A 25269-nucleotide genomic window follows, 5' to 3' on the forward strand; every position below is an offset into this window, starting at 1 on the left:
AACTGATGCTGTTACAAATCCGACTCCTGCACCACCCGCACCTTCGCTGCATCCAGCGCATACGCCGCATCAGCCAAATCGTTGTTGACCTTCTCGATCTTCAGCGTGCCGGTCACCCACAGCGGCGTGTAGATATCATCCAGCTTCAATCCCTTCGGATAACGCACCAGCACTAACTGATTCGGTGGCGGTGGCGGCACGTGGATGCAGGCGCCCGGGTACGGCACGAGGAAAAACAGCGTGCTGCGGCCCTTTGCGTCGGACTCCAGCGGCACCGGATAACCACCGATGCGGATGTTCTTGTCGTTCATCGACGGTACGGTTTTGGTCGAATACATCACTGCCGGCAAGCCTTTGCTCTGCTTCATGCCACCTTTTTCGGTAAAGGTGCCAGTGGCTTCGGGGGAGTTGTGGTCGATTTCGGGCATGGCCTCGAGGGCCTTCTGGTCCGACTTGGGCATCAGTTCGAGCCAGTCGGTTTCCGGCAGTTCGCCGGCATGGGCCAAACCACTGCCCAACAGGAGGAGAGTCAACAAAAGACGGCGCATGGAGGTGCTCGGTAAGGAAAGGACGTGTAACGCCGAGCATTCTAGCCCTCCCCGCGCGCGCCGCAGAGAGGACTTTGTCGCTTGAATCAGTTCTTTCTGATCAAGCCGTAGATCACCAGCAACACCACAGCACCAACCAGCGCACCGATGAAGCCCGCGCCTTGGCCGGCCTGGTAAATGCCCAGCGCCTGACCGCCGTAAGTGGCCGCCAGCGAACCGCCGATACCGAGCAGGATGGTCATGATCCAGCCCATGCTGTCATCGCCCGGTTTCAGGAACCGAGCCAGCAGGCCGACGATCAAGCCGATAAAGATGGTTCCGATAATTCCCATGGCATTTCCCTCTGATTGAATGGCAATGCCCCAAGCCTAGTCAGACTTTGGCATCCTGCCATGAGAGAACGGCGGGCCCTAATGGTTCCGCCGCTGCCACATGAAACTATTTATTCGGCGATGAGCGCTTCGACCTTGAGGATCTGCGCGGCCAGTCTTTCGCGGCTTGCACAACGCAGGTTGGCGTGACCAACCTTGCGGCCGACTTTGAACGCCTTGCCGTAATGGTGCAGATGGCAATCGGCGATGGCCAGGACTTTGTCGGTCTCCGGCACTTTACCGATGAAGTTGAGCATTGCGCTCTCGCCGACCTTCGCCGTCGAGCCCAGCGGCAGGCCGGCAACGGCCCGCAGGTGGTTTTCGAACTGGCTGCACTCGGCGCCTTCGGTGGTCCAGTGCCCGGAGTTGTGCACGCGCGGGGCAATTTCGTTGGCCTTGAGGCCACCGTCGACTTCAAAGAACTCGAACGCCATCACGCCGACGTATTCCAGCTGTTTAAGCACGCGGCTGGAGTAGTCTTCGGCCAGTGCTTGCAGCGGGTGATCGGTACTGGCCACGGACAGCTTGAGAATGCCGCTGTCGTGGGTGTTGTGAACCAGCGGGTAAAACTTCGTTTCGCCATCGCGGGCACGCACGGCGATCAGCGAAACTTCGCCGGTGAACGGCACGAAGCCTTCCAGCAGGCAGGCCACGCTGCCCAGCTCGGCGAAGGTGCCGACCACGTCTTCCGGTTTGCGCAGGACTTTCTGGCCCTTGCCGTCATAACCCAGGGTGCGGGTTTTCAGCACGGCTGGCAGACCGATAGAAGCGACGGCGGCATCCAGATCGGATTGCGATTGAATGTCGGCGAACGCCGGGGTTGGAATCCCCAGGTCCTTGAACATGCTCTTCTCGAACCAGCGATCACGGGCAATGCGCAGGGCCTCGGCGCTCGGGTAGACCGGGACGAATTGCGACAGGAACGCCACGGTTTCGGCCGGGACGCTCTCGAACTCGAAGGTCACCAGATCGACTTCATCGGCCAGCTGACGGAGGTGATCCTGATCGCCGTAATCGGCCCGCAGGTGTTCGCCCAACGCGGCTGCGCAAGCATCCGGTGCCGGGTCGAGGAAAGCGAAGTTCATGCCCAGCGGGGTTCCCGCCAACGCCAACATGCGACCCAACTGGCCGCCACCGATTACACCGATCTTCATCGTCAACAACCTCAGGCGATGCGTGGGTCTGGATTTTCCAGGACGCTGTCTGTCTGCTCAGCACGGAATTTTTTCAGCACCGCGTGGAACTGCGGGTGCTTGGCGCCGAGGATACTCGCCGACAACAAGGCGGCGTTGATCGCGCCGGCCTTGCCGATGGCCAGAGTGGCGACCGGAATGCCCGCTGGCATCTGCACGATCGAGAGCAGCGAATCGACGCCCGAGAGCATCGACGACTGCACCGGAACGCCCAGCACCGGCAGGTGGGTCTTGGCCGCACACATGCCAGGCAAGTGGGCCGCGCCACCGGCACCGGCGATGATCACCTCGATGCCACGCGCCTCGGCCTCTTCGGCGTACTGGAACAGCAGGTCCGGGGTGCGGTGGGCAGAGACCACTTTCACCTCGTAAGGGATGCCGAGCTTTTCCAGCATATCGGCGGTGTGGCTAAGGGTGGACCAATCGGACTTGGAGCCCATGATCACGCCAACCAGTGCACTCATCGTCGTGCCTCTTCTCTCTGGGCGCCCGCAGGCGCGTCAAAAAACAACAAGCCACGCAAATGCGTGGCTTGATTGTACGAATTATGGCCAGTCGAACCGGCCGAAGGCCGCGCAGTATACCTCAATGAAGCAGATAAACAGCCCCCGAAACGACCATCTGTCATACGGCGCAAAGTACCGGTTTTATTGACCTGAAGGTCAATTAAAATCCCCTGTAGGAGCCGGCTTGCTGGCGATCCAGACAACCCGGTGTGTCAGACAGACAGCGTCGACTGGATCGCCAGCAAGCCGGCTCCTACAGTCCGGTGGGGGTCTGGGCGGCGCCGCCTTCGAGTTTGCGCCACAACAACCGCACGTTGGCCTTGCGCACCAACGCGCAGCGATACAGGCGAATCTCCAGCGGCACATGCCATTGCGGGCCGCCGCAGACCACCAATTCACCGCGCGCCAGTTCGGCGCGAACGCTGAGTTGCGGCACCCAGGCAATCCCCAACCCCTCCAGCGCCATGCTTTTCAGGCTGTCCGCCATGGCGGTCTCATAGATGGTGGTGAACCGCAGCGCACGCTGGCGCAGCAACATGTTCACCGAACGCCCGAGAAACGCACCGGCGCTGTACGCGAGCAGCGGCACACTGCCGTCGCCCTCCAGGTCAAACAACGGTTTGCCGTCGGCATCCGCCGCGCACACCGGCAGCATCTCGGTGTGGCCGAGGTGCAGCGACGGGAAAATTTCCGGGTCCATCTGCAAGGCCGCGTCCGGGTCATAGAAGGCCAGCATCAAGTCGCAACCACCTTCGCGCAGCGCATGCACCGCATCGCCGACGTTGGTTGCCACTAACCGCGTGGCAATGTTCAGGCCTTCATTACGCAACTGCGCGATCCAGCGCGGAAAGAAACCCAATGCCAATGAGTGCGCGGCGGCAACCTGCATCACTTCGCCCTGCCCGCCTTCCAGGTGATGAAGGTGGCGCAGCACTTCGCCGAGCTGTTCGACGACAGTTCGCGCGGTCACCAGGAACAGCTGTCCCGCCGCCGTCAACTCAATAGGCGTGCGCGAGCGATTGACCAGTTGCAGCCCCAGCGCGGTTTCAAGGCTGCGGATTCGGCGGCTGAACGCTGGCTGCGTTACGAAACGTCGCTCCGCAGCCTGGGAGAAGCTGCGGGTGGCGGCCAAGGCGCTGAAGTCCTCGAGCCATTTACTTTCCAGATTCATCACGTCCTCCCGGACACGCACCAATTTAGGTCACACGCTCGCCGCACTCACGGCGTCACACGGGCATTATGCCGAATGTGCATAGGCCAGTGTTTAACAGCATTGGCCGAAAATTCTCCACAAGCCTAGCATTTGCAGTGTTCCGGCACAGACCGGGTCCCTATCGAGATGATTTCTATCATGTCCTCCGCTGCATCTTTCCGCACAGAAAAAGACCTGCTTGGCGTACTCGAAGTACCTGCGCAAGCGTATTACGGCATCCAGACCCTGCGAGCGGTGAACAACTTCCGTCTCTCCGGCGTTCCGATTTCGCATTACCCGAAGCTGGTTGTCGGTCTGGCGATGGTCAAACAGGCCGCCGCTGACGCCAACCGCGAGCTGGGTCACCTGAGCGAAGCCAAGCACGCTGCCATCAGCGAAGCCTGTGCACGTTTGATCCGCGGCGATTTCCACGAAGAGTTCGTGGTGGACATGATTCAAGGCGGCGCTGGCACTTCGACCAACATGAATGCCAACGAAGTCATCGCCAACATCGCGCTGGAGGCCATGGGTCACCAGAAAGGCGAATACCAATACCTGCACCCGAACAACGACGTGAACATGGCGCAGTCGACCAACGACGCCTACCCGACCGCGATCCGTCTGGGTCTGCTGTTGGGTCACGACGCGCTGCTGGCCAGCCTCGACAGCCTGATCCAGGCGTTCGCCGCCAAAGGGGTCGAGTTCAGCCACGTATTGAAGATGGGTCGTACCCAGCTGCAAGACGCCGTGCCGATGACCCTGGGTCAAGAATTCCGCGCCTTCGCCACCACCTTGAGCGAAGACCTGGCGCGCCTGAAAACACTCGCACCTGAACTGTTGACCGAAGTGAACCTGGGCGGCACCGCGATCGGTACCGGCATCAACGCCGACCCGCGCTACCAACTCCTGGCCGTTCAGCGTCTGGCACTGATCAGCGGTCAACCGCTGGTTCCGGCGGCCGACCTGATCGAAGCCACTTCCGACATGGGCGCCTTCGTGCTGTTCTCCGGCATGCTCAAGCGCACCGCGGTCAAGCTGTCGAAGATCTGCAACGACCTGCGCCTGCTGTCCAGCGGCCCACGCACCGGCATCAACGAAATCAACCTGCCGGCGCGTCAGCCTGGCAGCTCGATCATGCCCGGCAAGGTCAACCCGGTTATCCCGGAAGCCGTTAACCAGGTGGCATTCCAGATCATCGGCAACGACCTGGCCCTGACCATCGCGGCCGAAGGCGGCCAGTTGCAACTGAACGTGATGGAGCCGCTGATCGCGTTCAAGATCTTCGACTCGATCCGCCTGCTGCAACGCGCCATGGACATGCTGCGCGAGCACTGCATCGTCGGCATCACCGCCAACGAAGAGCGCTGCCGTGAACTGGTCGAGCACTCGATCGGCCTGGTCACCGCACTGAACCCGTACATTGGCTATGAAAACGCCACCCGCATCGCCCGTATCGCCCTAGAAAGCGGCCGCGGCGTGCTGGAACTGGTGCGCGAAGAAGGCTTGCTCGACGACGAAATGCTCGCCGACATCCTGCGCCCGGAAAACATGATTGCTCCGCGTCTGGTTCCGCTTAAAGCCTGATCCGACACGTTACTTGTAGCACCGCTCACCAGGTCGAGGGACTAGACACCTCTCACCTTTTGAGGGCTTGGGGATTTATTCCCCAAGCCCTTTTTTTTAACTCATTTAGCGACAACTCAGAACCTGTGGGAGCGGGCTTGCCCGCGATGAACGATAACGCGGAGTTCCTGATAAACCGCGGTGCCTGCATCGCGGGCAAGCCCGCTCCCACATGAACCGGACCTCCAAAGGGTCAGGTGTTTCAAAGCTTAGTTACACCGAATGCACCACAACCGTGCAGACGGACGGCACTCTCCTAGGTATAGTGCCGCCCCTCTTCGCGTGAGCGGTCGTTGGTAACGAGGCCCAAACCCATGCGAAACCCGAACTAATAACAAACCTGCGATATGGGCCCGGGACGAACACTCGCCTCACTGTTGTGCCACGTGCACACCGGTGTAACGCGATGTTTCTACCTGCCCAGCATTTGCCTAAACAAAAAACAGCGAGGAATAATCCATGCTCGAAGTCATTAACGACTTCCTCTCAGGGAAAGTACTGATCGTGCTCATTGTCGGGCTCGGTAGCTACTTCACGATCCGCTCGCGTTTCGTTCAATTGCGCCACTTCTTCCACATGTTCGCGGTGTTCCGCGACAGCCTGAAAAGCAGCGCCGGGCAACTCAGTTCGTTCCAGGCCTTGATGCTCAGCCTCGCCGGTCGCGTCGGCGCGGGTAACATCGCCGGTGTCGGCATCGCCGTGACCCTCGGTGGTCCAGGTGCGGTGTTCTGGATGTGGGTGACCGCACTGGTCGGCATGTCCAGCAGCTTCTTCGAATGTTCCCTCGGCCAGCTCTACAAGCGCTGCGATTCCGATGGCACCTACCGTGGCGGCCCGTCCTATTACATCCAGCACGGCCTGCAGAAACGCTGGTTGGGGATGATCATGGCGTTCCTGCTGCTGATCACCTTCGGCTTCGCCTTCAACGGTCTGCAATCCCACGCCGTGACCCACTCGCTGAACAACGCTTTTGGCCTCGACACCACCTGGACAGGCCTGGCCCTGGCGGTGTTGCTGGGTCTGGTGTTCGTCGGTGGTATCAAGCGCATCGCCAAGGTCGCTGACCTGCTGGTGCCGGTGAAAACCCTGGTGTACATCGGTGTGACCATCTATGTGATCGTGCTGCAATTCGACCACGTTCCGGCGATGCTGATGACCATCGTCAAAAGCGCCTTCGGTCTGGATCAAGCCTTCGGCGGCCTGATCGGCAGCGCCATCGTCATGGGCGTGAAACGCGGCGTGTTCGCCAACGAAGCAGGCCTGGGCAGTGCGCCGAACGTTGCCGCCGTGGCTTCGGTCGAGCACCCGGTTTCGCAGGGTGTGGTTCAGGCGTTCAGCGTGTTCCTCGACACCTTTGTGATCTGCACCTGCACCGCGTTGCTGATCCTGCTCTCGGGCTTCTACACCCCTGGCTTTGAAGGCGATGGCATTGCCCTGACCCAGAACTCGCTGGCCGCCGTGGTCGGTGACTGGGGCCGGAGTTTTATCTCCGTGGCCCTGTCGTTGTTCGTGTTCACCTCGATCCTCTACAACTACTACCTGGGCGAGAGCAACCTGCGCTTCCTGATCGGTGAAAACCGCAAGGCGCTGATCGGCTACCGCGCGCTGGTGCTTGTATTGATCTTCTGGGGTGCGATCGAAAACCTCGGCACCGTGTTCGCGTTTGCCGACATCACCATGACCCTGCTCGCGTTCGTGAACCTGATCGCGCTGTTCCTGCTGTTCAAGGTCGGCATGCGCATCCTGCGTGACTACGATGACCAGCGTGCTGCCGGGATCAAGACGCCGGTGTTCGATTCGAGCAAGTTCCCGGATCTGGACCTGGACCTGAAAGCCTGGCCAGCCAATCCGCCAGCCGCCGCCCCCAAGGCCGAAGCTGAGCCGCAAGGCGTACCCGCAGCGCAACGCTGATTGGTAAAAAACCGGGCGCATCCCCTGCGCCCGACGTGACACAGCGTGCGGCCGGCGTCATGCTCGGCCGCAGGTTGTGGCAGCTTGTTGATGCTGCCGTTTTGGTACGAGCTTAAGACCGCGCCGCTGCCATCGCGAGCAAGCTCGCTCCCACATAGGCTCGCTAATACACAAAAAGTCATCGTTCTCGGAGACCTTCATGAATTCCTCGACCTATCCTGCCGCCCAGCACGTCATGGTGCTCTACACCGGCGGCACCATCGGTATGCAAGCCAGTGCTCACGGCCTGGCCCCGGCGTCCGGTTTCGAAGCGCGGATGCGCGAGTATTTGCACAGCCAACCTGAACTCGTGGTGCCACAGTGGCGTTTTCGCGAGATGTCGCCGCTGATCGACAGCGCCAACATGAGCCCGGCGTACTGGCAGCAACTGCGTGAAGCGGTGGTTGACGCCGTTGATGTCCAGGGCTGCGACAGCGTGCTGATCCTGCACGGCACCGACACCCTCGCCTACAGCGCCGCGGCCATGAGCTTTCAACTGCTCGGCCTGCACGCCCGCGTGGTGTTCACCGGTTCCATGCTGCCGGCCGGCGTGACCGACAGCGATGCCTGGGAAAACCTCAGTGGCGCGCTGGTTGCTCTGGGCCAGGGTCTGGCCCCGGGCGTGCATCTGTACTTCCACGGCGAACTGCTGGACCCGACCCGTTGCGCGAAAGTTCGTAGCTTCGGTCGTCACCCGTTCAAGCGGCTCGAGCGTCAGGGCGGTGGTGTGAAGGCCACTTCGCTGCCAGCTCAATTGAATTACAACCAGAGTAAACAGTTGGCCAAAGTCGCTGTGTTGCCGTTGTTCCCCGGCATCGGCGCCGAGCAACTTGATGGCGTGCTGAACAGTGACATTCAAGGCTTGGTGCTGGAGTGCTACGGCAGCGGCACCGGGCCAAGCGACAACCCTGAGTTTCTCGCCGCGCTTTCGCGAGCGCGAGATAACGAAGTGGTGGTGGTCGCGGTGACGCAATGCCATGAAGGTGGTGTCGAGCTGGATGTGTATGAAGCCGGTAGCCGCTTGCGTGGCGTCGGTGTGTTGTCCGGCGGCGGCATGACCCGGGAAGCGGCGTTCGGCAAGTTACATGGGTTGCTGGGTGCAGGCCTCGATACTGCTGAAGTACGACGCCTCGTCGAACTCGACCTGTGCGGCGAACTCAGCTGACACCGCACAAAAACCTGTGGGAGCGAGCTTGCTCGCGATAGCGGTGAGTCATTCAACATTGATATCGACTGATCCGACGCCATCGCGAGCAAGCTCGCTCCCACAGGATCTTCGTTGGGCATGTAACTTGCTGCTTTTCAGACATTCCCAAGGCTGGAAGCCGTCATGCTCCACTCCCACCTCACCACCCTCAATGCCGTCTCCCTGGTGCTCAACACCTTCAAGGCCGAAGGCTTGTCCAGCGAAGCACTGCTGGCGGGAAGTGGCATCAGCGCGGCGGATCTGAGCCGGGCGGACACGCGCATCACCACCAACCAGGAGATGCAGGTCTGCGCCAACGCAGTCGCGCTCAAGCGTGATATCGGCCTGGAACTGGGCCGGCGGATGCACGTTTCGTCCTACGGCATGCTCGGTTATGCGCTGCTCACCTGTGCCACCTTCGGTGACGCTTTGCGGTTGGCGATGCGTTATCCGGCGCTGTTGGGAACACTTTTCGAGTTGAGCCTGGAAGACGATGGCGAGCGCGTGTGGTTCGTGGCTGCCGATTACCGGGAGAACCCGGCGCTGGCCGTGTTCAATGCCGAGTTCTGTCTGGTGTCGCTGAAAGTCATCTGCGATGACCTCCTCGGGCACCCGCTGCCATTACTCGCGGCTCGTCTGGAACATGCGGCGCCGGACTACCAGGCGACCTACGCCGAACACTTCAATTGCCCACTTCACTTCGACGCCCGGGATAATGCCTTTGCCTTCGACAAGCGCTGGCTCGACCAGCCCTTGCCGCTGGCCGATGTCATCACCCATCAGGCCATGGTCGAACGCTGCCGCAAGCAGAACACCGAATTCACCGGGCGCCAGGCGTGGTTGGGGCGGATTCGAGAGTTGCTCCGTGCGCAACTAAATGCGGCGCCTGGGCTGGACGGTTTGGCGCTACAGATGAATTGTTCGGCGCGCACGTTGCGGCGCCATCTCAAGGATCTGGGGTGCAGCTATCAGGAGTTGCTCGATGAACTGCGCTTCGAGCAGGCCAAGCTGATGCTTTGTGAAGACCAGCTGCCGATCTACCGGATCGCCGAGGCGTTGGGCTTCAGCGAAACCGCGAGTTTCCGCCATGCGTTTGTGCGCTGGAGCGGCGTGGCGCCCAGCCAGTTCAGACCACACCGATAACCCTTGTGGAGCGAGCCCTGTGGCGAGGGGATTTATCCCCGTTGGGCTGCGTAGCGGCCCCGGCATTTCAAAGTTAAACCGCGTTTACTACTGCTTCACAGCCGAACGGGGCGGTGCGACGTTTCGCTAAATCCCCTCGCCACATGGCCCGCTCCCACAGGTTCTGCATTCCAATGCTCTGAACCGGGGCACCGTCGCGCCAATAAAGGGCGAATTCCGGTCAAATCTTTTGGCCATATCAATCCCCTTTTGGCCTTTCCTGCCGTTTTCCCAAACGCCGCCTCCCGCAAAACTGTGTTCAACCGAATCAGCCTGCGGAGAACAAGAAATGCTGACGATCTACTCGGACGATCACCACCTGCACCACGGCCGTTGTGAATTGATGGACGGGCAACTGATGCCCTGCTTCGAAATGCCCTCGCGGGCCGACCATGTGTTGCAACGTGTGCAAAAGCAGAATCTCGGCCCGGTCGAAGTGCCGCAGGATTTCGGCCTGGACCCGATCGCGCGCATCCACAGCCGCGACTACCTGGACTTCTTCAAAGGCGCCTGGGCGCGCTGGACCGAATTCAACACCGACGGCGACTTGCTGCCCTACACCTGGCCGGCCCGCACTCTGCGCCGGATCATCCCCACCAGCCTGCACGGCCAGCTTGGCTATTACAGCTTCGACGGCGGCGCACCGATCACCGCCGGCACCTGGCAAGCGGCGTACAGCGCAGCGCAAGTGGCCCTCACCGCGCAAGCCGCCATCCAGCGCGGCGCCCGCAGTGCCTTCGCCCTGTGCCGACCACCGGGGCACCATGCCGCCAGCGATTTGATGGGCGGTTATTGCTACCTCAACAACGCCGCCATTGCGGCTCAGGCCTTCCTCGATCAGGGCCACAAAAAAGTTGCGATCCTCGACGTCGATTACCACCACGGCAACGGCACCCAGTCGATTTTCTATGAACGCAACGACGTGCTGTTCACCTCGATCCACGGCCATCCGGAAGCCGAATTCCCGTTCTTCCTCGGTTACGAAGACGAGCTGGGTGAAGGCCCGGGCGAAGGTTTCAACTTCAACTACCCTTTGCCGGCTGGCAGCGGCTGGGAAACTTGGAGTGCCGCGTTGGATCAAGCCTGCGAAGAGATCCAGAAATATGGTGCGGACATCATCGTCGTCTCCCTGGGCGTCGATACGTTCAAGGACGATCCCATCTCCCAGTTCAAGCTCGACAGCCCGGATTACCTGGCCATGGGCGCGCGCATCGCGAAGCTCGGCAAACCGACGCTGTTCGTGATGGAAGGCGGTTACGCGGTAGAAGAAATCGGCATCAACGCCGTGAACGTTCTCGAAGGTTTTGAAAGCGCCCAATGAGGAATTAGAACAATGAACAGACTCAAGCGTTTTATTGCACCGGCGCTATGCGCCACGGTGCTCGGTGGCGCCGCCCACGCTGAAGAGCGAACGTTGCGCGTCTACAACTGGTTCGACTACATCACCCCAAAAGCGCTGGAAGACTTCAAGGCGCAGAACACCCAGACCAAACTGGTCTACGACATCTTCGACACCAACGAAGCACTTGAGGCCAAGCTGCTGACCGGCAACTCCGGCTACGACGTGGTGGTGCCGTCCAACGTGTTCCTCGCCAAGCAGATCGAGGCCGGTGTTTTCCAGCCACTGGACCGCAGCAAACTGCCGAACTGGAACCACCTCGATCCCAAGCTGATGAAGCTGCTCGAAGGCAATGATCCGGGCAACAAATTCGCCGTGCCGTACATGTACGGCACCATCCTGATCGGCTTCAACCCGGACAAGGTCAAAGCCGCGCTGGGCGACAATGCGCCGGTGGACAGCTGGGACCTGATCTTCAAAGAAGAGAACATCAGCAAGCTCAAGCAGTGCGGCGTCGCCCTGCTCGACTCGCCGTCGGAGATCTTGCCGCTGGCCCTGCAACACCTCGGTCTGGACCCCAACAGCAAGAAGCCGGCGGACTACGAAAAGGCTGAAGCGCTGCTGATGAAAATCCGTCCGTACATCACCTACTTCCACTCCTCCAAATACATGGCCGACATCGCCAACGGCGACATCTGCGTCGCGGTCGGTTATTCCGGAAGCTTCTCGCAAGCCGCCAACCGCGCCAAGGAAGCCAAGAACGGTGTGATCGTCGACATGCGCCTGCCGAAAGAAGGCGCGCCGATCTGGTTCGACATGCTCGCGATTCCGAAAGGCGCGAAGAACCCGGAAGACGCCTACACCTTCATCAACTACCTGTTGCAACCGCAAGTCATCGCGCCGGTCAGCGACTTCGTTGGCTACCCGAACCCGAACAAGGACGCCACGCAATTGGTCGACCCGGCGATCCGCAACAACCCGAACCTGTACCCGACCGAAACGGCCATGGGCACGCTGTACACCCTGCAACCGTTGCCACGCGATGCCGAACGCGCGCGGACCCGGGCCTGGACCAAGATCAAATCCGGGACCTGAAGCAACGCCTGAAAACCGAAGACCCGCCGTGACGCGCAATGCCGATCAGTTAAGCAATTTCTGCTCTGACGCATTTTTTGTAGCAGCTGGCGAAGCCTGCGTTCGGCTGCGCAGCAGTCGTAAAACCTGAGTTTGCAGTCATCCTGAAACACCGCATCGTCTGATTTCACGACTGCTTCGCAGCCGAACGCAGGCTTCGCCAGCTGCTACGAATCGCGCTGCGGCTTGACTGCCTGGCATTACGCACTCGCGGGTCTTTTTTTGCCTGCAATACATATGTACCGCCAGGCACGTTCGGCCGCCCGATACCTTTTCCTGATCCAGCGCTGCGCAATCAATGGCAGCGCGCTCTCAGTCAGGAGACGACCATGCCCGAAACCGTTGCCCCGAGTGCAGAAGAGGTACTGACCCAACTGGTCACCGGCCCCTCGATCAGAGAGGTCGCCGCGAGCGCGTTGAGTCCTGCGCTCAATGCGCTTTATCCGCAGTTGAAGATCGATCCGACGCTCGCCACGGTCGTCACCCCGACCTGGGTCGATACCGGAACCGATGTCGTGTCCGGCCATAACTTGTATGAATCGCTCACCGATGTGCTGGTGCGACTCGGTTTGTCGGGATCGACGGTGACGCTCATCGATGGGGAACATTTCCTGACCCTGCAACCGGGCGCTGAACCGCTAGCTCAATTGCCGGTGAAAATCGATGCCATTGGATGCCTGCTCAACACGCTCGCACCGCAGCTGTTCATCGCTTATCAGCAACAGCAGCTTGATTACTGGAACCGGGAAACAAGTCCTTCGACCCCGCGCTGGCATTCGCTTTCGCAATCGCTGCAGGACATCTGGAACGTGGATGAGGCCACCGACTGGGATGCGGACCAAAAAGCGATGGCCCGAGCCGTGTTCAATCATCCGGATCGCGCAACACGACGGTCGAAGGACAAGTACCTGACCAAGGCCTGCCTGATCGACACCGATCGGGTTGAAAACGCGGTGAGCGAACATCTGCGGGTCCTGGATATCGCCGTGTTCGTGGGCACATTGGGCACGCGCACCCTGGTGCTGACGCACTCGATTGCAGAAGGGTTCAGGCGCTACGACTCTGTTGCGGCACTGGGTAATACATTGTTCGCCCACCCTGGAACGTCAAGCGTCGAGCTGACATTGCAATGGCGTCTGTATGAACCCGAGGGCAACTTCTTCCACCACCAGGCCTGCGCGCTGATCGCACTCGAAGCTGAAGCCATCGGTCAATTCAATACGTTTCAACGTGCTTCTTTTACGAGTCTTTCACCACAAATCAGTGCCGCGGCAAAAAGCTTCACTGAGTTTGAAGCCCTACCGTCGTCGCGCTTCAGCAAGGTTCAGGGGTTACTGACAGGGTGGTTGAAAAACGCTTCGTCAGCGGACCTCACCCGGTACAGCCGGCACTTGATGGACCTGGCGCAGCTGCGGGAACAGGACGCTGGAAAAACCTTCGACGAAGGCATCTCGTCACTGCCGCAATTTGCGCTGCAAACCCTGCGAGAGCAGATGATCAAGGATTATCCGACGGCCGCGGACCTGGATCTGAAAGACATTGAAATCAACATCACCAGCGTCGTGGTGCTGGGCGCTATCGTGGTACCCGGCAAGACGCAAACCACCACGCTGTCGCTGATCGAACTGGCGCTGCAAAACCTGATTGCCGTTCCGCTGGGCAACAAGACGGTGCGCTACAAAAACGGCGCCGCGGTGCCTGCGTGGATGACCCCCGCCTATCTGGAAAAGCTCGTCCTGCAGGTTGATATCGGGGCGGTTTACCCGGCGCTGATCAAGCGCAAACTGCTTGAAGAACCGCAAGAAACGATGCGACGGCAAGCTCTCTACACCCGCCATCTGCGCGTTCAGCTGCCCTTGCAGGCGTTACAGCACAAGATGCGCGACGAGGCCGGGATTGATGAACGCGGGTATCAATACGTCAATGCAGCCATGCGGGAAAACGCTGCCGACCGCCGGGTGAACGGACAGGAGATTGTCATTCGACCGTTGGCCTTTATTACCGGTGATTCCGCCGACAGCAAAGGCGATGAAGTGGCCAACATGTTCGTCATCGGTCCGCGGCTCGCCGATAAAGGACCGTGCCTGCTCTACCGGCCATTGCTCTCTCCCTCGCTGTCGCAGTACCCAAGCGAGGCCAATCTGCTGTATGCGATCAAGCACGAAAAACCCCTTCGCCAATCGATCCTGGCCTGGCTGTCCGACGATGTGCGCTTCAACTATTCCCAGTATGTGTTTTCGGGTGAGTTGCCGTCGGTCTGGACGCTGACCCAATTGCTGGTAGACCCCACTTCAGCCTTGGGCAAGATGGGCGCGGTGACGATCAGTACGGCAGCCCTCGATGACGCGCCGCTGGCGACCCTGTTCAAAGCCAACGCCAACGCGATGATTACCCTGGCTGATCGTCAATCGGTGTCCAATGCGCAAGCTCGCTGGGCAACGCTCAAGCAAGGCACATGGATGCTGTTCAATGTCGCGTTGCCCTTCCTCGGTCGCACTGCCGGAGTTGCCGCGTGGATCTGGCAGATCATGGACGACATGCAGGAGATTACCGATGCCGCTGAGAACGACGACAGCCAACTCGCCTGGTCCGCCGTGACTGATCTGCTGTTGACGCTTGGCATGGTGCTGGCCCATCGGGCTGCCACTCGCCATAAACCCGTCTCGCGGTTGCCCGAGACTGTCGAGCCACCACCCGTGACGCCCGAAAGCAAGCCTGCCCGCAAAATCACGATCACCCATCTGCCCGAACTCAATAAGCTTCCACCCTCCCATGAGTCGTCTCTGCACGCCATCGCTACGCTGCCGCCCTCATCCTTGGGCGTCTTGCTTGATGAGTTTGCCATCGCCGAACCCAAAGAAAAGGCTGCCGCCTCGAGCGAACCCGGTCCTTATCAACACCTCAGTTCGCTCAACGGAAAAAGGTACGCGAAGGTTGGCCAGCGATGGTTCGAAGTCACCCTCAACGACAACAACGATGTGCAGATCATTGACTCACGCCGGTCCCCCCCACGCACCGGGCCGTTGCTGGTCAAGAACGCCAGAGGTGAGTGGTTCATCGACACACGACTGAGGCTTCGGGCCGGGGGCAAGGAGAAAAAACGGCTGGAACAACAAAACCGGCAGCGCCAGGCTGAACTGAAACAGCAAATGATTGCGTTCGAAAGCCAAACCAAAAGCCGGGAGGCAGAACTCAAGGAAGCTCAAAAAAAAGCGAAGGCACCAACAGCCACCGACACCCATCGCCGCTTGTACCTTGAAATGCTCGACGCGCAGATATCGTTCATCAGCGCCAACATGGAACAGATGAAAGCTTTCAATGCTCGCGAGGCCATTCCCAATTACCGGAAAGCGATGATCAGTCGCCTGGATTTCCAGCTTTCGCTGCTGGAGAAATGGTTCGATCACCAGCGTCCGGTTTTCGGTAATCAAATGCGAATTTCCCTCGATCTTCTCGACAGCCAACCAACGGGAAACACGCAGGCCACCCGACAGACCTATCAACACATGAGCGACCTGACCGAAGGTTACATCCAGAAAATCGAGTTCGCGCATTCTCGCTTCGAGCAACTGAACCTGCTCGGCAAAGAAGCCGTCGAAGTAATCCGCGACGTCAAAGCCAACCTGCCGACGTTCGATTTACAGGACCTCAAATTGTTCCAGATCACACTGGGGCAAGAGTTGTGCCTCGACGACAGCGTTGCGACCGCGCCTGAAGCGCGCCAGGCACTGGAGAACGTTGTCGAAAACGCAGCCCTCACCATCCAGGCTTCACTGGATCTGGCTGCTGACGAAGAGGTGCGGCGGTTACCGGAACGGATTGATGGGCTGAGCGATCTGGTGGAACAACTCACGATCACCGACCAGCGCATCGTCGATCTGCCCACAGAGTTTCCCGGTCAGTTCCTGCAACCATCGCTCGACTTGATGCGCCGACGAATCGACGGTTTTCAACAGCGCAGCGTGAAGCACTTGGCGAACCTGCTGCGGGAACGCCAAGCGCTCGAACCGCAACCTGGCCCTTCCCGCCTGCCGACCGTTCCCGCCAAGCGAATCATCAAGACCCGCTATAAAGGTACGGTGGTCGGCCAGTTACGCGCCGAATCCGTCGCGCATGGGTCAGAACTGTTCGACGTGACCTCGACGTTGACCGGCAAAGTCATCTCGACCTTTCATGAGAAGACCCCGGGCGTCTGGGTTGAAAGAGTGGCGCCGAAACCGGTTTCTCCCGTCGTCGTCCAACCCGACTTGAGTGCAAGCAATGTGCTTGGCCAGGCGTTGCTGGACGGGCTGGATGCGTTCATTCGTCGAACAGAGGCCCACTCAAAAGGGACGCGGCGAATACCCGTGGAAATAGAGGAGATGTTTCATCAGCAGGCCCATCGACTGCAGGAGGCCGCGCGCGCGATCGACGAAGCGCTGACCGCGAGTAATTCCACCGAAGGCGGTCCGGGTTCCGCCGTCACGCTGACCAAGCAGCTAAACGACGGGGCTACCAAACTCTACAATCAGGGGCGTGTGACACGAATCAGCATGACCAAACTACAGCCGCCGACGGCGGAGCGCGTCCGGTGGCTGCAAAGCGAAGGTCAGGTCGACATCGTCAAGAGCCCCGGCCGGCGCTTGCTCAAAAACCGTAAAAGAGACTACCTCGAGGAGTATGAGATCCGTGATCGCAGCACAAAAAAAGTGCTGTGGTATGCCCACTTCCACTATTCAGAGCCCGCATCGCCTGCACAAACCTTCACCGCGGCGCACCTGAAAACCGTGCAGCAACGGCTGCTAGGGGGCGCATCCGAATCCCGCAACGCGAACGACGATCTCCAGGCGATTTCGATCTACCGCAGCGAGATCAGCCTGCAACTGGCGACCACACTGTTCTTCGCAAAAGTGCCGGCCTCGGCCTCAGGATCGTAAGCCGTACGTTGTGCCAAAACCGAGACCCGCATTCGCGGGTCTTTTTTTGCCCGCGATATATATCTACCACCCCGGGGCGGTGACGCCTGATTACCTTCGGTGCATCAAGAGGCTTTCCTGGCCTCGCCTTTGCCCCGGTATCCGCCATGAGTAAGAACACTTCATCGCCCCAGATTGATTCGACGCCTTTGGTGGAGACCAGTGACCTGGTCAGCCTGACCAGCCACGGCCCGGCACTCAGCGAAGTGGCTTCGCACCTGCTGCGCCGGACCTTGGAAAAGTCCTGGCCAGAACTGCAAATCGACCCAGACAAAGCCTTCGTCGCCACGCCTCAATGGCTCATCGTGGACGACCACATCGAGGCTGGCCCGACCGAGTTCGAATCATTGACCCTGGCGCTGATGCGCCAGGGCCTGTATGGAACGGTGGCCAACTATCTCGAAGGCGAGCATTTCCTGACCCTCGAACCGGACAGCAAAAACCCGGTTCACCTCGCCGTCAGCATTGAAGACATCGCAAAGATGCTCAATGACTCAGCGTCGATACTGTTCGTCGAGGCTCAAGTACGGCAACTGGAGTTCTGGAATGCCAAGGGGCATGCGATCTCCCGCTGGCAGGAGCTTTCCAACGCGCTGCGCAAGGCGTTGAACGTGGAGAAGGTCAAAGGCTGGGACGCCGATGAGTGCGCGATGGCACGGGAGGTGTTCAGCGCCCCGGACAAAACCACCCGTAAAAATGTAAACAGCGAATTCTCCGCCATTCAGGCATGCCTTCTCGATATCGACACCGTCGAGAATGACATCAGCCGCCATTTATTGATCGGCGGCGCACTGGTGCTCAAGGCCACGTATCGCAAGCGCCAACTGCTGGTGATGTACACCATCGAGCGCGCATACGAGTCCTTCAGTTCGCTGGAAGAACTGGGCAACTCGCTTCCCGCACGCCTGGAGGAACAACGGTCAGGACGCGGTCTGACGTGGCGGCTTTACGAGCCGGAAGGCAACATCTTCGATCACATGGCGTGGGCATTAGTGTCGTCACAACTGGACGCCATCAACTTATTGCAGTTTATTGAAGCACCGGCAGACGATGTAGAGCCCGAAACCGGGCTCGACTCCACCGAAAAAGCGCAACTCCTGCAACTGAACAAAGCGATTCCCGATTGGTTGCGCAACGCCTCGTCCAACGATATTCAAGACTACAGCCAATACATCAGCGCGCTGGGCAAGTTGTATCGTCAACCGGACGGCAAATTGGCCAGAGCCGAGATTCCGTCCATCAGCGATTACGCTCAGCGGCTGATGCGTGAAGCGATCATCGCGGATCCACTGGCGGTTGGCGCCGCGAATCTTGCGCTGGATAGTCTGCGGATCAAAATCACCAACAGTTTTTCCACCGACAACTTCACGCTCCCCAACCCCCTCGATCAACGCATTGAAACGCTGGCCGACTTCGCTCTTGAGAACGAAGCGCCCTACATGGCGAGCGTTTTTTTCAAGGGCGGTGCGGCGGTGCCGGATTGGCTGACAGCGGAATTTCTCACCACTGTGTCAGCGCGAGTGGACGTCGGCAAAGCGTATCCAGAACTGATCAAACCCAAGCTTCTGGAGGATCCGGTCACCTCCCGACGTCAGGAAAACTTCTATCGCGACCAACTACGTTCTTTGCTGCCGCTCCAGGCACTGGAGGCCAGATTCAAGCCTGAAACCGGTGTGGACGAACGCGGTTACCAATACGTCTGCGAACTGCTCGATCCCGATGTCACAGTCAAAACCATCGCCCTTTACCCGCTGACGATGACGCCACAACATCGCTTGATCAGCAGCAGCGACACCGTCGACAACATGTTCATCATCAGCCCTCGAAACGCACACAGCGGGCCTTGCCTGCTCTATCGGGCGATGCTTGATGAGCCCCTGCTGCAATACCCCTCAAGACAAAACCTTTTGTACGCGTTGCATCAACCCGGCGACCTCAGGGATTCGGTACTGGCCTGGCTGCCCCAAGAAGAAATGAGCTTTGAATATGCCCAGTATGTATTCCCCACCGGGCTGCCCTCACCGTGGCTGATCGCGGAACAAGTCGTCAATCCATTGCAGCGGGCAGACAAGTTCGGGCGCGTGGTTTTCGAAAGCGTCGAGATCACGGGCGACATTCTGTCTGCGCTGTTCAAAAGCAACGCGCGAATGCTGGTCAACCTCGCCGACCGTAAATCGCGGTCCAATGCCGAGCGGCGCTGGAGCGTTTTGAAAGACAGTGGCTGGGCGCTCTTCAACGTCGCCTCAAATTTCCTCAGCGGTGCGGTCGGCACAGCCGTCTGGGTCTGGCAAACCATCAACCAGATTCAGCAGGCCCTCGATGCCCATGACAGGGATGACCGTTTCATCGAATGGACGTCGGTGTCAGACATTCTGCTGGCGATCGGCATTATCCTCAGCCACCACGCCGTGATGCGACGTAAAAGGGTTTCGAGCAAACCTCGAATTGAGCAGGTGTCGAAGGAGAAAGCTGCAGATCCCGTCGCCGAGCCCGTAACCGTCACGCTCAATCCTGCCCCGCTGGCCCCGGATCTTCCCCCCAGTCACCTTTCCTCGCTGGAGTTGGCCGGCTCGGTTCCACACCGAACACCGACCGCACTGGGCGCCTACCTGGACACGCTAAAAGTCACGTCCCCCGATATTTCCAGTGCAAGCGTGACGAAGGTTAAGGAAGCTCCTCCGCATTTTTACCAGCATAACGACAGGAATTACGCACAAGTGGGTGACCGGTGGTTCTACGTCGACGTGAAAGGCGACGACGAGGTTCATATCGTTTACCCGGATCAACCTGAGCGAAACGGTCCGATGCTGATGAATAACGGCAAAGGGCAATGGGTGCTCGACCTGCGTCTGCGCTTGCGAGGGGGCGCCGGGAATGTGTTCAGCCGCCACTTGGAGGCAGCCAACGAGCAGCGCAGAGTCAATCTGGGTGACGCACTGGGATCCTTCAAAAGCCTCGAAAAGGCGAAGGAGACCGAACTGACAAAGTTACATGACGGCATCCGGCAGGCCAGCGCTGAAAACTACGATCAGCGCACGGCGGCTTACATGGAAAAACTGGATGCAACGATCGGCGAGTATCGCCAGGCGCTGGAACAACTACGCGAATGGCGCACCCTCGGCGGGACGGAAAACTACCGGGAAGACTTGCTTCGCATGAGCGTGGTGCTGCAGAAGAATATTTCTTTGTGGTTTGTCCTGAAACGATCCGAGTATGCGCAGGCCACCAGTGTCATGACCAAGGCCGGACAAAACGAACCAGTCCCCAGGCAAACGTTCGTCGACGATGTCCAGAAAGCGTCCGACCTTGGTAAGGAGATGGTTGAAAAGCTGATCCTGTCGACGTCAACACTCGAAGGCATGCACGCAGCCGGACGACCTGGCATTGAACGCGCAATGGAAATCAGAAAACTGGCGCCTTCGTTTACTGTGCTGGATATCAAGGCCAACGAAATCGGCATGGCGCAGGAGCTGTGCCTCAATGAGCAGGTCAGCCCCCTGATGCAGCAGGCTCGTACCGCTGTGGGAAATATCGTTGTGAGCGCCGCGAAGGCCGCGATTCAAGTGGCGGACCTGATGAAAGTCGAAGTCGAACATTCCGTTGTAAAGGAGCATGTCGAGGAACTGAACAGTCTCGTGGAGACATTCGCCGACGCCGAACAGCGTATTCAGGAATTGCCAGGCACGTATCCTGGACTGGTCAAGCTACCCAAACTCGAACACCTGCAATCGCTCATCGATGAATTCGCGCAACTGGCACACAACCGATTACAGGCTTCGCTGCCAGAGCCCATTGCTGTGCAGCCTCCTGTAGAGCGAGTACAACCGGGCACTTCCCGACAACCGATCAAAGTGCGCAAGACCCGGCCACGCGATTCCAGCAAGAGTGAACCCGAAAAAACTATGGAGGAGCCGCTCAAGCCGTTTACCCCCGCCGTTTACAAGCAGTCCGTTCCGGTACTGGATGATGTGGAAACAGTCGCGGCCGGCATGGAACTGAACCTGGACACGAACACCTTCATAGAACGCACCCGTAAAGACGCTTTGCTCCCAAGACGCATACCTGCCGATGTCCAGGATGTATTCGATCAGCAGGCACTGAAACTGGAGCAGGCTGCCAGCAGCGTTGATCAAGCCGTGGCCAACAGCAGTAAGGCCGGAGGTGACCCAATCCCTGTCGCCACGTTGAGCCGCGATCTACGTGATGGGGCCAGCCGCCTGCGCAAAGAAGGTGTCAGCGTTCGAGCTGACCTGTACACGCAGCGCAAACCGACCCAGAGCATTTTCAAATGGATGCATCAAAACGGGCAACTCGACATCAGCCGCGATAAGCGAGGTCGAATCCAGACCAGAGGGCTCGGCGACTTTTTCCAGGAATACCGGATTTTCGACAAGCCCCACAATAAGCCGTTATGGGTCGCGCATTTCCACTACGAAAGCCAGACGAGCCCGGCGAATACCCCCACCGCGGCCCATTTGAAAGTTTCAGATGACTATCTGAAAACGCTGACACCTGAACTGCAGCAGGTGTTGAACACCTTCGAGCCAATCGATGGGGTGTTCAGAAAGATCGAAGATCCTGAGCTACGCAAACTGTTTCTGGACCTGGAGCCGCAGACAAAAACCGCATCGTAACCCCTTAACGACGCCAGACCTTTTCCAGTCGCCCGAGTGCGGCGCTGATCGCCGCCTCCGGCACCGCCGCGAACCCCAGGACCAGCCCGGCGCGCTGGTCCATAGGTTTTGCCGAATCCGGCAACCAGTAGCTGCTCAGCGCATTGATCTCGACATCGACGCTGGCAGCCTGCTCCACCAGTTCGCGCTCGCGGGCCTGTGAGTCGACTGCCACCGTCAGATGCAGCCCTGCCGCGACACTGGGCAGGCTGCCAACGCCGGGAACATTTTGCGGCCAACCGGCCAGTAAGGTATTGCGTCGGCTCAGGGCCGCGCGACGCATGCGGCGGATGTGCCGCTGGAAATGCCCGGCGGCCATGAACTCGGCCATGACCGCTTGGGTGCTCACCTCGGAATGCCGAACGTCCACCGCTCGACGTTGCGAGAACGCCTGCACCAGCGTTGGCGGCAACACCAGGTAACCCAGACGCAGCGCCGGGAAGGCGACTTTGCCAAACGTCCCGACGTACAAAACCCGCCCCTGCCGGTCGAGTGCGGCCAACGGCGCCAATGGTGCGCCGCTGTAGCGGTATTCGCCGTCGTAGTCATCCTCGACGATCCAGCCTTGGGTGCGTTCGGCCCAGGCCAGCAATTCGAGGCGTCGCGCCAGGCTCATCACCACCCCGGTCGGGTATTGATGCGACGGCGTGACATAGGCCAACCGGCAATCGCGGAGGCCATTCAATTCGTTGCAGTCGATGCCCTCGCTGTCCACCGCCACGCCATGCAATTGCGCACCGGCCACGGCGAACGCATGACCTGCCGCCCGATACCCCGGATTCTCAATCGCCACCCCGTCGCCCGGCTCCACCAGCAGCTGTGCACAAAGGCTAATCCCCTGCTGTGCACCACTGGTGATCACTATTTGCTCAGCCGAACACTGCATTCCTCGCGAACTGCGCAAATACGCGGCGATCATGCCGCGCAAACGTTCGTCCCCCGCCGGATCGCCATAGCACAGTTGCTGTAAATCCGGTTTACGCCAGAAAGCCGCATTCAGCTTGGCCCAGACCTCGAAAGGAAACAGATCAAACGCCGGAACACCGACCCGAAACGCTCGTGGCGGACCACTCGGAGGAGTTGGCAAATGGTTATTCTCAACCCGCCCCAATGCCCCCCTGTGGATAACTTTACTGGATGGAATCACAGGTAAATCGAGCCAATTTGTGGATAAGGCTGTGGGTAACCCTGTTGACAACCCTGTGGATACTTTTGTGGATAATTTTTTCGCCGGCAGCGCGGCTTGGGGTAATTGCGCCACGTAAGTCCCGTCGCCGACACGCCCCTCGATAAACCCCTCGGCGTAGAGCTGATCGTAAGCCCGCACCACGCTGTTGCGGGAAATCGCCAACGCGGCCGCCAAATCCCGGCTGGCCGGCAATCGCGTGCCACTGGCCAGCCGACCATCGAGTACCCGCAGGCGCAACGCCTGATAGAGCTGACGACTCAGGCCCTGACGACGGTCGAGTTCGATACCGGCAGGGTTGAATGACAGGGAAAGCGGCGCTTCGCTCATGGCAATGGACCTATGAAATTGGTCATTAATGGCTCTTACAACAGACCAATAGCCTGCCTAGGATGAAGGCATTCGCCAAGGAGTTTTTCCATGTACAACCCCAGTGGCTTTGCCATCAAAGATTTGCATGAACTGCACCAGCAGATACTCGGCACTCGTCTCGCCATGGTGGTCACCCACGGCGAGCAAGGTCTGCAAGCCAGTCATCTGCCATTGTTGTTCAATCCTGAGCAGGGCCCGAATGGCACCCTCTACGGCCACTTCGCCCGGGGCAATCCACAGTGGAAGGAATTGCAGAACGGCGCCGAAGCCCTGGTGATTTTTGCCGGTGTCGACGCTTATGTCAGCCCGGGGTTTTACCCGAGCAAAGCCGAGCACGGCAAAGTCGTGCCGACCTGGAATTACGTCGCGGTGCACGCTTACGGAACAGCCGAAGTGTTCACCGATGCCGATCGCCTGCTCAATCTGGTCAGCGCCTTGACCGATCGCCATGAAGCCGACCGCGCGCAACCGTGGAAAGTGGCTGATGCGCCGGCCGATTACATCGACGGCATGCTCAAAGCCATCGTCGGATTCGCCCTGCCGATCCAGCGTCTGGAAGGCAAGCGCAAGCTCAGCCAGAACCGCAGCACCGCAGATATTGCCGGTGTGCGCGAGGGGCTCGCCGCCAGCCCTGATGTGCACGATCAAGCCCTCGCCCATTTGATGCGTTAAGGAATGAACATGAGTCAGATTGAAATCCGCCAGGTCACCGCCAACGATCACGCCGCCTGGCTGCCGCTGTGGCAAGCCTACCTGCGCTTCTACAACACCGAGTTGCCTGAGGCTGTCACAGACAGCACCTGGGAGCGCATGCTCGACCGCAATGAACCGACTCATTCGGCGTTGGCATGGGTCGATGGCAAAGCGGTCGGCTTGGTGAACTTCATCTACCATCGCTCGAACTGGAGCATCGAAAACTCCTGCTACCTTCAAGACTTGTTGGTAACGCCGGAAACAAGGGGCACCGGCATCGGCCGCAAGCTCATCGAATTTGTGTATGCCACCGCCAAGGCGGACGGTTGCTGCAAGGTCCACTGGCTGACCCACGAAACCAACGCCACCGCGATCCAGCTCTACGAGCGCATCGCCGAACGCCCCGGTTTCATCCAGTTTCGCAAAGCCCTTTAAGGTTCAAGGAGAACAGCATGTCGACTTCACTCGCAGACTGGAAAGGCGTCCCGGCGCCTTCGGTTCAAACGATCGAAGGGCGTTTCATCCGCCTGGAAAAACTCGACCCGGCGCGCCACGCCGAGGGTTTGTGGAAAGCCCTGCAAGGCCCGGGATCAGACCCGAAACTCTGGGACTATTTGCCGTACGGTCCTTTCCCGGAGCGCAGCGCTTTCAACGATTGGCTGAACAACCATGCGGCCAACAGCGACCCGTATTTCTTCAGCGTGATCGACCGTGCCAGTGGTGAGGTGCAGGGCATTCTCAGCCTGATGTCGATCGTCCCCGCGCAAGGCCGTATCGAAATCGGTCACGTGACCTTCGGCGCGCCGATGCAGCGTTCGCCGAAAAGCACTGAAGCCGTTTACTTGCTGGCCAAGGAATCTTTTGCGCTGGGCTACCGGCGTCTGGAGTGGAAGTGCAACAACGGCAACGCCCGCTCCAAGTACGCGGCGGAGCGTTTGGGGTTCAGTTTTGAAGGCGTGTTCCGCCAGCACATGGTGGTGAAGGGGCAGAACCGGGATACGGCGTGGTACTCGATACTGGATTCGGAATGGCCGGCGGTTGGCGCGGGGTTTGAGCGGTGGCTATCCGATGAAAACCAGACGGAATCGGGGCAGGTGAAAACCCTGGCCGAGTGCCGCGGGTAATTTTCGGCGCCTGGACAGACGCCTTCGTCGGAACGCCGCCCG

The 25269-nt window shown here is 59.4% G+C and carries 17 protein-coding genes; 11 read left to right on the plus strand and 6 right to left on the minus strand.

The window, feature by feature from the left end:
- Positions 1-11: 11 nt before the first annotated feature.
- From ACYZT8_RS29470 to ACYZT8_RS29490, 5 genes are all read right to left on the minus strand, one after another.
- On the minus strand, positions 12-548 hold the full coding sequence (locus tag ACYZT8_RS29470; RefSeq protein ID WP_461977939.1) for a DUF3299 domain-containing protein: 537 nt from the start codon (positions 546-548) through the stop codon (positions 12-14).
- Positions 549-634: 86 nt separating this feature from the next.
- Positions 635-880 carry a GlsB/YeaQ/YmgE family stress response membrane protein gene (locus ACYZT8_RS29475; RefSeq protein WP_090177848.1) on the minus strand — a complete coding sequence of 82 codons (246 nt, stop codon included), beginning with the start codon at positions 878-880 and terminating at the stop codon, positions 635-637.
- Between the two features lie 110 nt (positions 881-990).
- Positions 991-2073 carry a 5-(carboxyamino)imidazole ribonucleotide synthase gene (locus ACYZT8_RS29480; RefSeq protein ID WP_461977941.1) on the minus strand — a complete coding sequence of 361 codons (1083 nt, stop codon included), beginning with the start codon at positions 2071-2073 and terminating at the stop codon, positions 991-993.
- Between the two features lie 11 nt (positions 2074-2084).
- A complete protein-coding gene (purE, locus tag ACYZT8_RS29485; protein WP_008150032.1) occupies positions 2085-2576 on the minus strand; it encodes a 5-(carboxyamino)imidazole ribonucleotide mutase in 492 nt (163 codons plus the stop codon).
- 295 nt (positions 2577-2871) lie between these two features.
- On the minus strand, positions 2872-3789 hold the full coding sequence (locus tag ACYZT8_RS29490) for a LysR substrate-binding domain-containing protein (RefSeq protein WP_461977943.1): 918 nt from the start codon (positions 3787-3789) through the stop codon (positions 2872-2874).
- Positions 3790-3969: 180 nt separating this feature from the next.
- On the opposite strand from ACYZT8_RS29490, the gene aspA reads away from it, so the two are divergent.
- The 8 genes from aspA to ACYZT8_RS29530 all read left to right on the plus strand — a co-directional run bounded on the left by aspA (position 3970) and on the right by ACYZT8_RS29530 (position 21813).
- Positions 3970-5394: an aspartate ammonia-lyase gene (gene aspA, locus ACYZT8_RS29495; protein ID WP_046044988.1), complete on the plus strand. Its 1425-nt coding sequence runs from the start codon at positions 3970-3972 to the stop codon at positions 5392-5394.
- Between the two features lie 498 nt (positions 5395-5892).
- Positions 5893-7344: an alanine/glycine:cation symporter family protein gene (locus tag ACYZT8_RS29500; RefSeq protein ID WP_461977946.1), complete on the plus strand. Its 1452-nt coding sequence runs from the start codon at positions 5893-5895 to the stop codon at positions 7342-7344.
- Between the two features lie 199 nt (positions 7345-7543).
- Positions 7544-8548 (plus strand): asparaginase, encoded by a 1005-nt coding sequence (locus tag ACYZT8_RS29505; RefSeq protein WP_461977948.1) that lies wholly within the window; start codon positions 7544-7546, stop codon positions 8546-8548.
- A 165-nt stretch (positions 8549-8713) separates the two neighbouring features.
- Entirely contained in the window at positions 8714-9712 is a 999-nt protein-coding gene (locus ACYZT8_RS29510; RefSeq protein ID WP_461977950.1) for an AraC family transcriptional regulator, read from the plus strand.
- A 328-nt stretch (positions 9713-10040) separates the two neighbouring features.
- The gene (locus tag ACYZT8_RS29515; RefSeq protein WP_461977952.1) at positions 10041-11072 is read left to right on the plus strand and encodes a histone deacetylase family protein; all 1032 of its coding nucleotides are present in this window, start codon (positions 10041-10043) and stop codon (positions 11070-11072) included.
- Between the two features lie 12 nt (positions 11073-11084).
- Positions 11085-12185: a polyamine ABC transporter substrate-binding protein gene (locus ACYZT8_RS29520; protein ID WP_461977954.1), complete on the plus strand. Its 1101-nt coding sequence runs from the start codon at positions 11085-11087 to the stop codon at positions 12183-12185.
- Between the two features lie 368 nt (positions 12186-12553).
- Positions 12554-17140 carry a dermonecrotic toxin domain-containing protein gene (locus tag ACYZT8_RS29525; RefSeq protein ID WP_461977956.1) on the plus strand — a complete coding sequence of 1529 codons (4587 nt, stop codon included), beginning with the start codon at positions 12554-12556 and terminating at the stop codon, positions 17138-17140.
- Between the two features lie 146 nt (positions 17141-17286).
- Positions 17287-21813 carry a dermonecrotic toxin domain-containing protein gene (locus ACYZT8_RS29530; protein WP_461977958.1) on the plus strand — a complete coding sequence of 1509 codons (4527 nt, stop codon included), beginning with the start codon at positions 17287-17289 and terminating at the stop codon, positions 21811-21813.
- Positions 21814-21817: 4 nt separating this feature from the next.
- Here ACYZT8_RS29530 and pdxR read toward each other — a convergent pair whose 3' ends face one another.
- Entirely contained in the window at positions 21818-23368 is a 1551-nt protein-coding gene (gene pdxR, locus ACYZT8_RS29535) for a MocR-like pyridoxine biosynthesis transcription factor PdxR (protein ID WP_461977960.1), read from the minus strand.
- A gap of 90 nt (positions 23369-23458) precedes the next feature.
- Between pdxR and ACYZT8_RS29540 the strand changes: the two genes are divergently transcribed.
- From ACYZT8_RS29540 to ACYZT8_RS29550, 3 genes are read left to right on the plus strand one after another with little or no spacing between them, the layout of a single operon-like run.
- Positions 23459-24082 carry an FMN-binding negative transcriptional regulator gene (locus tag ACYZT8_RS29540; RefSeq protein WP_461977962.1) on the plus strand — a complete coding sequence of 208 codons (624 nt, stop codon included), beginning with the start codon at positions 23459-23461 and terminating at the stop codon, positions 24080-24082.
- A gap of 9 nt (positions 24083-24091) precedes the next feature.
- Entirely contained in the window at positions 24092-24538 is a 447-nt protein-coding gene (locus ACYZT8_RS29545) for a GNAT family N-acetyltransferase (RefSeq protein ID WP_461977964.1), read from the plus strand.
- A 17-nt stretch (positions 24539-24555) separates the two neighbouring features.
- Positions 24556-25227: a GNAT family N-acetyltransferase gene (locus tag ACYZT8_RS29550; RefSeq protein WP_461977966.1), complete on the plus strand. Its 672-nt coding sequence runs from the start codon at positions 24556-24558 to the stop codon at positions 25225-25227.
- Positions 25228-25269 lie beyond the last annotated feature (42 nt).

Source organism: Pseudomonas sp. LB3P93, assembly GCF_054898025.1.